Below are 13,270 nucleotides of genomic sequence, written 5' to 3' on the forward strand. Positions count from 1 at the left end.
AGCCTCCGTGCTCCGTCGCGGGTTATACGGCTGGAATATTGCGGCCGTAGTAGATCTCGCGCATCTCTTTCCACAACGCTTCTGTGATCTCTTTGCGTTCTTCTGCGGTCAGGTCTTCCGGTTTGGTATGGAACATGTAGTGCTTAAGATCGAACTCTTTAAGCAACATCTTGGTATGGAAGATATTTTCCTGATAAACGTTCACGTCCACCATGTCGTACAGTGATTTCATGTCATCAGACATAAAGTTCTGAATCGAATTAATCTCATGATCGATAAAATGCTTCATGCCGTTAACGTCGCGGGTAAAGCCGCGCACGCGGTAATCGACCGTGACAATATCTGACTCAAGCTGGTGGATCAGGTAATTCAGCGCTTTGAGCGGAGAGATAACGCCGCAGGTGGAGACCTCGATATCGGCGCGGAACGTGCACAACCCGCCCTCAGGATGGCTTTCCGGGTAGGTATGGACGCAAATATGGCTCTTATCCAGATGCGCGACCACCGCTTCCGGCAGCGGGCCCGGGTGCTCGGTTTTATCAATAAGCTGCGGGTCGACGGGTTCTTCGCTCACCAGAATGGTCACGCTCGCGCCCTGCGGCTCGTAATCCTGGCGGGCAATGTTCAGGATATTGGCACCGATAATATTGCAGGTTTCGCTCAGGATCTCTGTCAGACGGTTGGCGTTATAGAGTTCATCAATATAGGCAATGTAGCCGTCACGCTCTTCCGCTGTTTTGGCGTAGCAGATGTCGTAGATACAAAAACTCAGGCTTTTTGTCAGGTTGTTAAAGCCATGCAGCTTCAGCTTTTTCAATTTTCATCACCTCCTTAGAAGGACAGAGCGTCTTGCAAATATTGCGGCAAGGCGAAAGCCGCCGTATGAATCGCCGGATTATAGTAACGGCAGGTTATTGCGGCAGTATGGAAACGGGCGGCGATGATCCCGGTTGAGAGGTGGCGCAATGCTTCGTTATCCGTCGCCCAGGCAAACGTCATGATGCCGCCGTAATAGGTCGGAACCGCTGCCTGATAAAAACTGACGTCGCTAAAATAGTGACTCAACTTGCGATGACTGCCGGTGACCTCCTCTTGTTGCAGAAAGCTTACGCCATTCTGCGCCACGAAGATCCCGCCCGGGTTCAGGCAGCGTTTGCAGCCCTCATAAAAGGCGGAGGTGAACAGGCTCTCCCCCGGACCGATAGGATCCGTGCAGTCAGAAATGATCACGTCGAATGTCTGGCGGGTGTGGTTAACAAAATTGACGCCATCGTCGATCACCAACTGAAAACGGGGATCGTCATACGCGCCTGCGCTGTGATTCGGCAGGTACCGACGGCAGAAAGAGACGACGCCTGCGTCGATTTCCACCATGGTAATGGTGGCAATATTTTTATGGCGCGAAACTTCACGCAACATGGCCCCATCGCCACCGCCGATGATTAACACATCTTTTGCGTGGCCGTGAGCCAGCAGCGGAACATGGGTCATCATTTCGTGGTAGATAAACTCATCACGTTCGGTGGTCTGAACAACGCCATCCAGCGCCATTACGCGACCAAACGCCGCATTCTCGAAGATGACCAGATCCTGATGATCGGTTTTCTCATGATACAGCACTTTATCAACGGCAAAGTATTGACCAAAGTGGTCATGCAGGGTCTCGTGCCACACGGCGTTGTCGGCCATAGGTTGCTCCTTTGTTAACACCGCGAAAATGGGCGCAACATCATAGCTAACTCTGACCGGGGTTGCACGGTCAGAATTTCACCGTTATCCCGTCTTGCTTCGTGGCGCAGTGCGATCAGAAAGAGGACGGGACAGGGAACGATTATTTGACGTAGGCGAGAAGGCTAAGGGAGTCGCGAGCGAGGGCTTTACATTTTTTTGCGGTAGGAATACCAATGCCGCTCAGGTCGCGGTAGCTATCTTCACCCAGCGATTTCATATCCCAGGTGTCATAGTTGCTGAGATCCCACTGGTTTTGCTGGGCAAAAAAGACCAGTGCGCGACGGATCTGCCCGTTAGGCAAGTTGTTATAGCCGCAGTCGTTTTTCAGAAATACAAACACGGCCGTCAGATCGGCCATATCTTCAGCTTCGGATTCACTTAGCGCATAACTGTTAGCGGAGACAGCCAGCAGGCTGCCGAGGACTACTGTTCTGAAAAACGTCTTCATTATTTCTACCACGGCGTAACGGAATTTAAACGTTAGCACAGTCCTGATAGGGCGACGATATTTATTATTATCTGATTTCTTGACCTTCCGGCAGGGGGAGGGTTTATGCTCAAAATATCGCCTGCAATTGATAAGGAAATGCCCATGCAACGCCGTGATTTTTTGAAATATTCCGCCGCGTTAGGCGTAATGAGCGCGCTGCCGCTATGGAGCCGATCGCTGTTTGCCGCTGAACGCCCGACACTCCCCATCCCGCCACTGCTCAGCCCCGATGCGCAAAGCCGTATTCAGCTTACGGTACAAGCGGGGGAAACCCTGTTCGGCGGTAAATCTGCAACCACCTGGGGTTACAACGGCTCACTGCTTGGGCCTGCGCTTCAGCTCCGCCAGGGGCGCGCCGTCACTGTTGATATCCGCAATACGCTGGCCGAAGAGACCACTGTGCACTGGCACGGCGTTGAAGTCGCAGGTGAGGTTGATGGCGGGCCGCAGGGCGTCATCAAACCCGGCGGCAGCCGTACGGTAACCTTTACCCCCACGCAACAGGCGGCAACCTGCTGGTTCCACCCGCATCAGCACGGTAAAACTGGCCGCCAGGTGGCAATGGGGCTCGCCGGGCTGGTACTGATTGAAGATGATACGCTTCGCCAACTGCGCCTGCCGCAACAGTGGGGCATTGACGATGTTCCAGTAATTATGCAGGACAAAAGGTTTACCGCGCAGGGGCAAGTTGATTACCAGCTTGATGTGATGACCGCGGCTGTGGGCTGGTTTGGCGATACCTTACTGACTAATGGCGCGGTGTATCCTCAGCACGCCGCACCCCGCGGCTGGTTACGTCTGCGCTTGCTCAATGGCTGTAATGCGCGTTCGCTTAATGTTGCGGCCAGCGATAAACGCCCGCTGTATGTGATCGCGAGCGACGGCGGCTTGCTCAGTGAACCGGTCAAGGTCAGTGAATTACCGATGTTGATGGGCGAGCGGTTCGAAGTATTGGTGGATATCAGCGACGGTAAGCCCTTCGATCTTGTTACGCTACCGGTACAGCAGATGGGGATGACGGTTGCGCCGTTTGACCAGCCGCAGCCGGTGCTGCGTATTCAGCCGTTGCAGGTCACCGCTTCCGGCATATTGCCCGATAAGCTCGCATCGCTGCCTGCGTTGCCTCCGCTCGAAGGGTTAACGCAACGGACGCTGCAACTGTCGATGGACCCGATGCTCGACATGATGGGGATGCAGGCGTTGCAACAGAAGTACGGTGATGCGGCAATGGCCGGCATGATGATGGGCCATGGGCAAATGAGTCATACCCAGAGCGGGAATATGCCGATGAGTCACGGGCAGATGGGCACGATGCAAATGAATCATGGCCAGATGAACCATGGCGGGATGAACAGTGATCAGGGTACGATGAACCACGGTAACGGCGGGTTTGATTTCCACTCCGCCAACCGGATCAACGGCAAAGCCTTCGACATGACCACTCCGGCTTTTGCGGCGCAAAAAGGGCAGTACGAACGCTGGGTGATCTCGGGCGAAGGCGACATGATGCTGCACCCCTTCCATATTCACGGGACCCAGTTCCGTATCCTGTCAGAAAACGGCAAACCGCCTGCGGCGCATCGCGCGGGCTGGAAAGATACCGTGAATGTTTACGGGGCGCGCAGTGAAGTGTTAGTGCGTTTCCAGCATGATGCGCCAAAAGAGCATGCTTATATGGCGCACTGCCATCTGCTGGAGCATGAAGATACCGGGATGATGTTAGGGTTTACGGTGTAAAAAAAAGCCGGAGGGCGTCAAAACGCGCCTCCGGCTGCGAGAGTGTTCGGCCCGGTAAGCAATCTCGCTACCGGGCTGCGTTCTCTTTATTTGGCATCATCCGGCAGTGCATAAGCGACAATATAGTCGCCCATTTTGGTGCCGAACGACCCGTGACCGCCAGCGGAAATGACGACATACTGTTTGCCATTGACCTCATAGGTCATCGGTGTGGCCTGACCGCCTGCCGGCAATCGACCCTGCCACAGTTTTTCACCGTTGCTCATATTGTAAGCGCGCAGGTAGTTATCAGCGGTGGCCGCGATAAACAGCACATTACCCGCTGTGGAGATCGGGCCGCCAAGCATCGGCATCCCCATATTGAACGGCACCGGAACTGGCATCGGGAACGGCATGCTGTCCTGCGGCGTACCAATACGTTTTTTCCACACCACCTGATTGGTTTTCAAATCGAGAGCGGAAATATAACCCCATGCCGGTTGTTTACACGGCAGACCGAACGGCGACAGGAACGGGTTCAGCGTTACGCCGTACGGTACACCGTACTGCGGCTGGATCCCCGACTCTGAGCCGGTGCCTTTCGCGTCTTTCGGCGGTTCCATCGGGTTACCCGGACCGCGCGGGATCAGCTTCGACACAAACGGCAGCGCCATCGGGTTGGCAATGGCGACCTGGCGATGCGGATCGACAGAGATGCCGCCCCATTCAAACATCCCGAGGTTGCCCGGGAACACCAGCGTGCCCTGTTCCGACGGCGGGGTGAAAATGCCTTCATAGCGCATCTGGTGGAACATGACGCGGCACACCAGCTGATCGAACATGGTGGCGCCCCACATGTCCGCCCCGCTGAGATCTTTCTTCGGACGGAAGCTCAAATCGGAGAACGGCTGGGTAGGGGTGACATGGTCGCCTTTGGCAGCCCCCTGCGGCACTGGTTTTTCCGGCGCGGGCACCACCAATTCGCCATTACGACGATCCAGTACGAAAATGTTGCCGGTTTTCGCCGGCGCATAAATCACCGGAACCGTTTTGCCGTTGACGCTGATATCCGCCAGCGTCGGCTGCGACGGCATATCCATGTCCCACAAATCGTGGTGAACGGTCTGGTAGCTCCAGGCCAGTTTGCCGGTGGTGGCGTTCAGTGCGACGATCGAACTGGCGTAACGCTCCTGCTCGGGTGTGCGGTTACCGCCCCAGATATCCGGCGTGGTGACGCCCATCGGCAGATAGACCAAATCCAGCTTCGCGTCATAGGCGGCAGGCGCCCAGGAGTTCGGCGAGTTGACGGTATAGTGGTGTTCATCGGCCGGGATCGCATTTGGATCTTTCGCGCCCGGATCGAAGGCCCACAGCAGTTTACCGGTATTGATATCGAAACCGCGGATCACCCCCGAAGGCTCACGGGTGGAGAAGTTATCCGTTACCGCACCGGCAATAATAATCACCTTATCGGTGACGATGGGCGGCGAGGTGGGTTCGTACATGCCCGGTGTGGTCACCGGCATATTGGTTTGCAGGTTGAGAATGCCTTTATTGGCAAAGGAGTCACACAGCTTACCGTTATCCGCGTTGACGGCGAACAGACGACCATCATTCACCGGCAGGATAATGCGGCGCGGGCAATCCGCCACCACATCCGGGCTGGCATTGTCAGCGGTCGCTTCATGATAAGAAACGCCACGGCAGGTGACATGCTGGAAGGTCGGATTGGTATTCAGTTGCGGATCGAAGTGCCATTTCTCTTTACCCGTGGCGGCATCGAGGGCGAACAGGCGCTGGTGCGCAGTACACAGGAATAGGGAGTCGCCAACTTTAATGGGCGTCACTTCGTTGGTGATTTCACCCGGATCGTTCGGCTGCTTCAGATCGCCGGTGCGAAACACCCACGCTTCTTTCAGATTATGCACGTTATCGGCGTTGATCTGCTTCAACGGCGAGTAACGCTGCCCTTCCTGATTACGACCGTAAGCGGGCCAGTCGCTGTCAGCAACCGCAGAGATAGCCTGTGCAGGCGTACTCTCTGCACTCAGCGTGCCGCGGATCTCTTGCGGATCGTGAAAACCGGCCCACGTCAGAATGCCGCCGCTGACCAGCAGCGTCACCACCAGCGCAGCGACCGCGCCGCGAGCGGGGACGACTAATCGCCGCCAGACAAACGGCAGAATCAGCCAGATACCGAAGAAGACCAGGATGTCGCTACGCGGCGTGAGCGCCCAGAAATCGAAACCGACTTCCCACACGCCCCAGATCATGGTGACCAGCAACAGGGCGGCATACAGCCATAATGCCGCACGCTGGCCTTTCCACAGCAACCAGGTCACCGCCAGCATCACCAGGCCTGCGATAGGGTAGTACCAGGAGCCGCCAATGGCGACCAGCCAGGCACCGCCGATTAACAGATACAGCCCGCAAAAGGCTGCGAACAGCGCCGTCAGCGTCACCAGACGCCGCGGCTGTTGCGTTTTTGTTTCTGCCATAAAAAGACACTCATCAGTTTGTTAATATTTTGATAGCAATTAATTATAGGAGTTAACAAGTGTGATCGTCATCACAAAATGAGCTTTGTTGCGGAATGGCACCTAATGATCTTTTTGCTGGTATACTGCGCACCTTGCGTTTCAATTACCGGCGCTCTCAACCGGTGTTGAATGATTTACTATTTAAATCATATGGTTAGTTAAAATGAAACACACTGTTGAAGTGATGATCCCGGAAGCGGAGATCAAAGCGCGTATCGTTGAGCTGGGTCGTCAAATCACTGAACGTTACAAAGATAGCGGCAGCGAAATGGTGCTGGTGGGGCTGCTGCGTGGATCGTTTATGTTTATGGCTGACCTGTGCCGTGAAGTGCAGGTTTCTCACGAAGTCGATTTTATGACCGCCTCCAGCTACGGCAGCGGTATGTCCACCACCCGCGATGTGAAAATCCTGAAAGATCTGGATGAAGACATTCGCGGCAAAGACGTGCTGATCGTCGAAGACATTATCGATTCGGGTAATACGCTGTCGAAAGTGCGTGAAATCCTCAGCCTGCGCGAGCCGAAATCGTTGGCGATTTGCACCCTGCTGGATAAACCTTCCCGTCGTGAAGTGGACGTACCCGTTGAGTTTGTCGGTTTTTCCATTCCGGATGAGTTTGTGGTGGGTTACGGCATTGATTATGCGCAGCGCTATCGCCATCTGCCGTATGTCGGCAAAGTGGTCATGCTGGAAGAATAAAAAAATCGGGGCCGACGGCCCCGATTGTTATTTGTGATTACTGTGTTTCTGACTGAGGTTGGAAACACCCTGACGGTAACGCTGTTCCAGCGTTTCGCGGTTGGTGGCGGTGACATCCAGATTACGCAGCAGGCCATCATGAATGCCGTAGGCCCAGCCATGAATCGTCACTTTCTGCCCACGTTTCCATGCGGACTGCATGATCGTCGAGTGACCAAGGTTATACACCTGCTCCATGACGTTCAGTTCGCACAGCGTATCGAGACGACGTTCCGGCGGCATTTCGCCAAGCAGCGAGCTATGTTTAAACCAGATATCGCGAATATGCAGCAGCCAGTTGTTGATAAGACCCAGTTCCGGGTTTTCAACCGCGGCCTGTACACCGCCGCAGCCGTAGTGGCCGCAAATGATGATGTGTTCAACTTCCAGCACATCCACGGCGTACTGAACCACGGAGAGGCAGTTCAAATCGGTGTGGATAACCAGGTTGGCAACATTTCGGTGAACAAACAGTTCGCCGGGTTCGAGGCCGGTAAGGCGTTCGGCGGGAACGCGGGAGTCAGAGCATCCAATCCAGAGAAAGCGCGGCTTCTGTGCTTGCGCCAGTGTTTCGAAAAATCCGGGATCTTCTTCCACCAGCATTTTTGACCATAGTGCATTATTGCTGATGAGTGTATCTATGTCTTTCATGGAAGTTAACAACCTGTAACCAGATAAGTGCGTTGCGCTAATATAGGTTAACTCCAACTCTTTTTAAACCACACATCGAGTGTAAGAAAACAGGTAAGTGATAATTCATGACCATTGCACTGGAGCTTGAGCAGCTTAAAAAAACCTATCCGGGCGGCGTTCAGGCGCTGCGCGGCATTGATTTAAAAGTCGAAGCGGGCGATTTCTATGCGCTTCTTGGGCCGAATGGCGCGGGAAAATCCACCACCATTGGCATTATCAGTTCGCTGGTAAATAAAACCTCCGGGCGTGTCAGCGTCTTTGGTTACGATCTGGACAAAGACGTCGTTAACGCCAAGCGCCAGCTAGGGCTGGTGCCGCAGGAGTTTAACTTTAACCCGTTTGAAACCGTGCAGCAGATTGTGGTGAACCAGGCCGGTTACTACGGCGTGGATCGTAAAGAGGCGTTGGTTCGCAGCGAAAAGTACCTGAATCAACTCGATCTGTGGGAAAAACGTAACGAACGTGCGCGGATGCTTTCCGGCGGCATGAAACGCCGTTTGATGATTGCCCGTGCGCTGATGCACGAGCCGAAACTGCTGATCCTCGATGAGCCAACCGCAGGCGTGGATATTGAGTTACGCCGCTCAATGTGGGGGTTCCTGAAAGATCTGAACGATAAAGGCACCACCATTATTCTGACCACCCACTATCTGGAAGAAGCCGAAATGTTGTGCCGCAATATTGGCATTATTCAGCGCGGCGACCTGATTGAAAACACCTCAATGAAAGCGCTGCTCTCGAAGCTGAAGTCAGAGACGTTTATTCTCGATTTAGCGCCGAAAAGCCCGCTTCCGAAGCTGGAAGGGTACCAATACCGGCTGGTGGACACCTCCACGCTGGAAGTGGAAGTCTTGCGTGAGCAGGGGGTAAATAGCGTGTTCAGCCAGCTTAGCGCGCAGGGCGTGCAGGTATTGAGTATGCGTAATAAGGCCAACCGTCTCGAAGAGCTGTTCGTCACGCTGGTGCATGAGAGAAAAGGAGAAAGCGCATGATGCAGCTTTTTTGGGTGGCGCTGAAGAGTATCTGGTACAAAGAGATCCAGCGTTTTATGCGCATTTGGGTGCAAACACTGGTGCCGCCAGTGATCACCATGACGCTCTATTTTATTATTTTCGGCAACCTGATCGGTTCACGCATCGGTGAAATGCACGGTTTTACCTACATGCAGTTTATCGTGCCGGGGTTGATCATGATGGCGGTGATCACCAACGCTTACGCCAATGTGGCCTCGTCCTTCTTTAGCGCGAAATTTCAGCGCAATATTGAAGAGTTGCTGGTTGCCCCGGTGCCGACGCATGTCATTATCGCCGGTTACGTCGGCGGCGGTGTGGCGCGCGGGCTGTGCGTTGGCATACTGGTGACCGCCGTATCGCTGTTTTTCGTGCCGTTTCAGGTGCATTCGTGGCTGTTTGTCGCCCTGACGCTGTTGCTCACCGCCGTGCTGTTTTCTCTCGCCGGTTTATTGAACGCGGTTTTTGCCAAAACGTTTGATGATATCAGCCTGATCCCGACATTTGTGCTGACGCCGCTGACCTATCTTGGCGGGGTGTTCTATTCACTGACGCTGCTGCCGCCGTTCTGGCAGGCGTTGTCTCATCTGAACCCGATTGTCTATATGATCAGCGGGTTCCGTTTTGGTTTCCTTGGCATTACCGATGTACCGCTGTTTACCACAGTCGGGGTGCTGGTGGTGTTTATCGTCGCCTTTTATCTGTTCTGCTGGTATCTGATCCAGCGCGGACGCGGGCTGCGCAGCTAAAACCAGGCCTGGCTCTCTTCTGCGGGAGAGAGCCAATCCCCTGGATTAGCGTATTTTTTGTACTAAAAAGAGCCGTTGGTATCTGTTTCTGCTTTGTTACACTGGGCTCACTTTCTCAAGCCGGTTCGTCTCATGTCTCGTTTGATTACCATTCTGTTGCTGCTGATAACCTGCAGCGCTTCTGCCAGCATTGTGAGTGAACAACGCGTTCCTGCTCGCTATATGCAAACCACCGAAGATGCCGATATCTGGGCGCAAGTCGGCGACAAAGTGGTTACCGTTGGCAATATTCGCGCCGGGCAAATCCTTGCCGTTGTCCCGGGGGCGGAAGATTACTATGCGTTTCGCTTCGGCTTCGGCAGCGGGTTTATCGACAAAGGGCATTTGGGGCTGGTTTCCGGCAACCAGCGCGTGGAAGATAGCCTTGGCGATCTGAACAAACCGCTCAGTAACCAGAATCTCATTACCTGGCAGGACACGCCGCTCTATAACGCACCGGATGTGACCAGTGAGCCGTTTGGCACGCTGGCGGAAAACCTGCGTTACCCGATTATTGATAAGCTCAAAGATCGTCTGAACCAGACCTGGTTCCAGATCCGCATTGGCAACCGGCTGGCGTGGGTGAGCAGCCTGGATGCGCAGGAAGATAATGGCATTCCCGTGCTGACGTACCACCATATTCTGCGTGATGAAGAGAACACCCGTTTTCGTCACACCTCGACCACCACGTCGGTGCGTGCTTTTACGAACCAGATGACCTGGCTGCGCGATCAGGGCTATACCACCCTGTCAATGTATCAACTGGAAGGCTACGTCCGTAACCGTATGAATCTGCCGGCGCGTTCGGTGGTGATCACCTTTGATGATGGGCTGAAGTCGGTCCGTCGTTATGCCTGGCCTATCCTGCGTGAATATAATTTCAAAGCCACGGCGTTTATTATCTCGTCGCGTATCAAGCTGAAACCGCAGCCGTGGGATCCGAAGACGCTGCAGTTTATGAGCGTGTCAGAGCTATACGATATCAGCGATGTGTTTGATGTGCAGTCGCATACCCATTTTCTGCACCGGGTCGACGATGCCATGCATCCGATTCTACTGAGCCGCAACTATCACAACATTCTGTTTGATTTTAAACGTTCGCGCCGCGCGCTGGCGCAGTTCAACCCGCACGTGCTCTACCTGGCGTATCCGTTTGGCGTGTATGACGATAAAGCGGTCAAGGCGGCGAATGACGCCGGTTTCCATCTGGCGGTCACCACGGTGCGCGGGAAGGTAAAACCGGGGGATAATCCGTTCTTGCTGAAACGACTGTATGTGCTAAGAACGGATTCGCTGGAAGCGATGTCGCGGCTGATCAGTAATCAGCCGCAGGGCTAGGGCATCAGGCAACCTGAACCGGCACGGCTTTGGCCGTGCGTTTCATCTCATTGTCGCCATCAAAATAGGCCACTTTCGGCTGCCAGCTACGGGCAACCTCGTCCGGTACGGTGACGTAGCTGGCGATGATCAGGATATCGCCCACATCTGCGCAGTGCGCTGCCGCGCCGTTAACCGAAATAATTTTTGAGCCGCGCTCACCGGCAATCGCATAGGTGGAAAAGCGTTTCCCGTTGGTCACGTTGTAAATATCAATGGCTTCGTATTCCAGAATACCAGCCGCCTCAAGGAAATCCTGGTCAATGGCGCAGGAACCTTCGTAATGCAGGTCGGCCTGTGTCACTTTGACGCGGTGGAGCTTGCCTTGCAGCATTGTGCGAATCATAAGTTAAACCCTACTGATAAGTAACCTGAAAGAGGGGGCGGCTCCATGCGTATCCCCCCGTACGGCGTGCCACGTCTGCATGATCACAGGTGGCGTATTGCCCATTTTTTTACCCCGCCTGATGGGCGAGTTCAACCACTTTATTGTCGATAAGCCGCGCCTGACCAAGCCATGCCGCCATCAACACCACTGCCCGTTGGCTGCCGTCGGATAACGCCTGTAGTGTGTCTGCATCGCGGATCTGGATATCATCGGCGCGTAAACCGGCGTCATTGATCTCCTGCTCAGCAATCGTAATCAGCTCGTCGCAGTTGCGCTCGCCTGCCAGCAGTTTATCTGCGAGTGCGTTCATGACTTTGCTGAGCGCCGGGGCGATTTTGCGCTGATCGGCGGTGAGGTAACCATTACGTGAGCTCAGTGCCAGGCCATCTTTTGCCCGCACGGTGGGAACGCCGACAATCTCAATGTCGTAGCCCATATCGGCCACCATTTTGCGAATAAGCTGTAACTGCTGGTAATCCTTCTCGCCAAAACAGGCGATATCCGGCTGCACCATGTTAAACAGCTTGCTAACGATGGTCGACACGCCCCGGAAATGACCCGGGCGGCTTGCACCTTCCAGCATGGTGGAGATGCCGGGTACGTCGACATAAGTCTGGGTATCGGTGCCCTGTGGGTAAATATCCGCAGGGGCCGGGGCAAAGACGATATCCGCTTTGCGTTTGTTCAGCTTTTCACAGTCTTCCTGCAGGGTGCGCGGGTAACGCGCTAAATCATCCGGCCGATCGAACTGCATCGGGTTAACGAAAATACTCACTACCACCACATCGGCGCGGGCTTTGGCTTCCTCAACCAGCTTCATATGACCATCATGCAGGTTGCCCATGGTGGGCACCAGCGCAATGCGTTTACCTTCCAGGCGTAGTCGGCGGATATGCTGACGCAGCAGCGGGAGGGTTTCAATAATCAACACAACAGGACTCCTTAATGGAAACTGTGTTCTTCGCCCGGGTAGACGCCGGACTCAACGTCAGCAACATACTGCCTAACGGCGGCGCGCATGTCGCCTGCTTCATTCAGGAAATTTTTAGCGAATTTAGGAATGTGGCCGCCGGTAATGCCGAAGGCATCGTGCATGACCAGAATCTGACCATCGGTGACGTTACCTGCGCCAATGCCAATCACCGGGATACTCAACGCATCGGTAATACGCTGCGCCAGCTCAACCGGTACGCACTCCAGCACCAGCAATTGCGCGCCTGCGGCTTCCAGCGCCAGCGCATCATCAAACAGTCCCTGTGCGGCCTCACCGCGTCCCTGGACCTTATAGCCGCCGAAAATATTCACCGATTGCGGGGTTAACCCCAGATGCCCGCACACCGGCACGGCGCGTTCTGTGAGCATTTTGACGGTAGGCGCAAGCCAGGCGCCGCCTTCGATTTTGACCATATTGGCGCCTGCGCGCATCACCACCGCGGAGTTCTCAAATGCCTGCTCCGGCGTGGCATACGCCATAAACGGCAGGTCGGCAAGCAGCAGACAGGCCGGTGCGCCACGGCGTACGGCCTGCGTGTGATAGGCGATATCCGCCACCGTTACCGGCAGGGTGGAGTCATGACCTTGTACCGTCATCCCAAGCGAGTCGCCCACCAGCATCACGTTAATCCCCTCTTCGGCGAACAGTTTCGCGAAGCTGTAGTCGTAAGCGGTGATGGTTGCGAAGCGTTTCTTTTCCTGCTTGCACTTGTGCAGCCAGGAGATGGTGGTCGGTTTCATAGCGTTTCCTGATAGTCCAAAACGAATCTTGGCGCATTCTAACAGCAACACTCAGGTGGGCAAT

At 54.6% G+C, this 13,270-nt stretch carries 13 protein-coding genes; 5 read left to right on the top strand and 8 right to left on the bottom strand.

What is annotated here, in order from left to right; translation table 11 throughout:
- Positions 1–22 precede the first annotated feature (22 nt).
- From speD to ACQ3G7_RS09905, 3 genes are all read right to left on the bottom strand, one after another.
- On the bottom strand, positions 23–817 hold the full coding sequence (gene speD / locus ACQ3G7_RS09895) for an adenosylmethionine decarboxylase (RefSeq protein ID WP_263098031.1): 795 nt from the start codon (positions 815–817) through the stop codon (positions 23–25).
- 14 nt (positions 818–831) lie between these two features.
- The gene (gene speE / locus ACQ3G7_RS09900; RefSeq protein WP_430889688.1) at positions 832–1,689 is read right to left on the bottom strand and encodes a polyamine aminopropyltransferase; all 858 of its coding nucleotides are present in this window, start codon (positions 1,687–1,689) and stop codon (positions 832–834) included.
- Positions 1,690–1,831: 142 nt separating this feature from the next.
- Positions 1,832–2,179 (bottom strand): YacC family pilotin-like protein, encoded by a 348-nt coding sequence (locus ACQ3G7_RS09905; protein ID WP_061497638.1) that lies wholly within the window; start codon positions 2,177–2,179, stop codon positions 1,832–1,834.
- A 144-nt stretch (positions 2,180–2,323) separates the two neighbouring features.
- Here ACQ3G7_RS09905 and cueO point away from each other — a divergent pair, with 144 nt between their 5' ends.
- Complete coding sequence (gene cueO, locus ACQ3G7_RS09910) at positions 2,324–3,958, top strand: multicopper oxidase CueO (RefSeq protein WP_430889689.1); 1,635 nt, start codon at positions 2,324–2,326, stop codon at positions 3,956–3,958.
- An 86-nt stretch (positions 3,959–4,044) separates the two neighbouring features.
- On the opposite strand, the gene ACQ3G7_RS09915 is transcribed toward cueO, so the two are convergent.
- Complete coding sequence (locus tag ACQ3G7_RS09915; RefSeq protein ID WP_430889690.1) at positions 4,045–6,435, bottom strand: glucose/quinate/shikimate family membrane-bound PQQ-dependent dehydrogenase; 2,391 nt, start codon at positions 6,433–6,435, stop codon at positions 4,045–4,047.
- Positions 6,436–6,640: 205 nt separating this feature from the next.
- Between ACQ3G7_RS09915 and hpt the strand changes: the two genes are divergently transcribed.
- Positions 6,641–7,177 (top strand): hypoxanthine phosphoribosyltransferase, encoded by a 537-nt coding sequence (gene hpt / locus ACQ3G7_RS09920; RefSeq protein WP_061497633.1) that lies wholly within the window; start codon positions 6,641–6,643, stop codon positions 7,175–7,177.
- Positions 7,178–7,204: 27 nt separating this feature from the next.
- Here hpt and can read toward each other — a convergent pair whose 3' ends face one another.
- The gene (can, locus tag ACQ3G7_RS09925; RefSeq protein WP_200552633.1) at positions 7,205–7,867 is read right to left on the bottom strand and encodes a carbonate dehydratase; all 663 of its coding nucleotides are present in this window, start codon (positions 7,865–7,867) and stop codon (positions 7,205–7,207) included.
- A gap of 107 nt (positions 7,868–7,974) precedes the next feature.
- Here can and ACQ3G7_RS09930 point away from each other — a divergent pair, with 107 nt between their 5' ends.
- From ACQ3G7_RS09930 to ACQ3G7_RS09940, 3 genes are all read left to right on the top strand, one after another.
- Complete coding sequence (locus ACQ3G7_RS09930) at positions 7,975–8,901, top strand: ABC transporter ATP-binding protein (protein ID WP_263098026.1); 927 nt, start codon at positions 7,975–7,977, stop codon at positions 8,899–8,901.
- Positions 8,898–9,668 (top strand): ABC transporter permease, encoded by a 771-nt coding sequence (locus ACQ3G7_RS09935; protein WP_430889691.1) that lies wholly within the window; start codon positions 8,898–8,900, stop codon positions 9,666–9,668. Before ACQ3G7_RS09930 ends, ACQ3G7_RS09935 begins: the two co-directional genes overlap by 4 nt.
- A 132-nt stretch (positions 9,669–9,800) precedes the next feature.
- A complete protein-coding gene (locus ACQ3G7_RS09940) occupies positions 9,801–11,045 on the top strand; it encodes a polysaccharide deacetylase family protein (protein WP_430889692.1) in 1,245 nt (414 codons plus the stop codon).
- A 4-nt stretch (positions 11,046–11,049) separates the two neighbouring features.
- On the opposite strand, the gene panD is transcribed toward ACQ3G7_RS09940, so the two are convergent.
- The 3 genes from panD to panB all read right to left on the bottom strand — a co-directional run bounded on the left by panD (position 11,050) and on the right by panB (position 13,206).
- Positions 11,050–11,430, bottom strand: a complete 381-nt coding sequence (panD, locus tag ACQ3G7_RS09945; protein WP_061497624.1) for an aspartate 1-decarboxylase — start codon at positions 11,428–11,430, stop codon at positions 11,050–11,052.
- 109 nt (positions 11,431–11,539) lie between these two features.
- Positions 11,540–12,403: a pantoate--beta-alanine ligase gene (gene panC, locus ACQ3G7_RS09950; RefSeq protein ID WP_430889693.1), complete on the bottom strand. Its 864-nt coding sequence runs from the start codon at positions 12,401–12,403 to the stop codon at positions 11,540–11,542.
- A gap of 11 nt (positions 12,404–12,414) precedes the next feature.
- A complete protein-coding gene (gene panB / locus ACQ3G7_RS09955; protein ID WP_263098022.1) occupies positions 12,415–13,206 on the bottom strand; it encodes a 3-methyl-2-oxobutanoate hydroxymethyltransferase in 792 nt (263 codons plus the stop codon).
- Between the last annotated feature and the right edge of the window lie 64 nt (positions 13,207–13,270).

The organism is Kosakonia sp. N21, from assembly GCF_050587465.1.
In the GTDB taxonomy this organism is placed as follows: Bacteria; Pseudomonadota; Gammaproteobacteria; order Enterobacterales; family Enterobacteriaceae.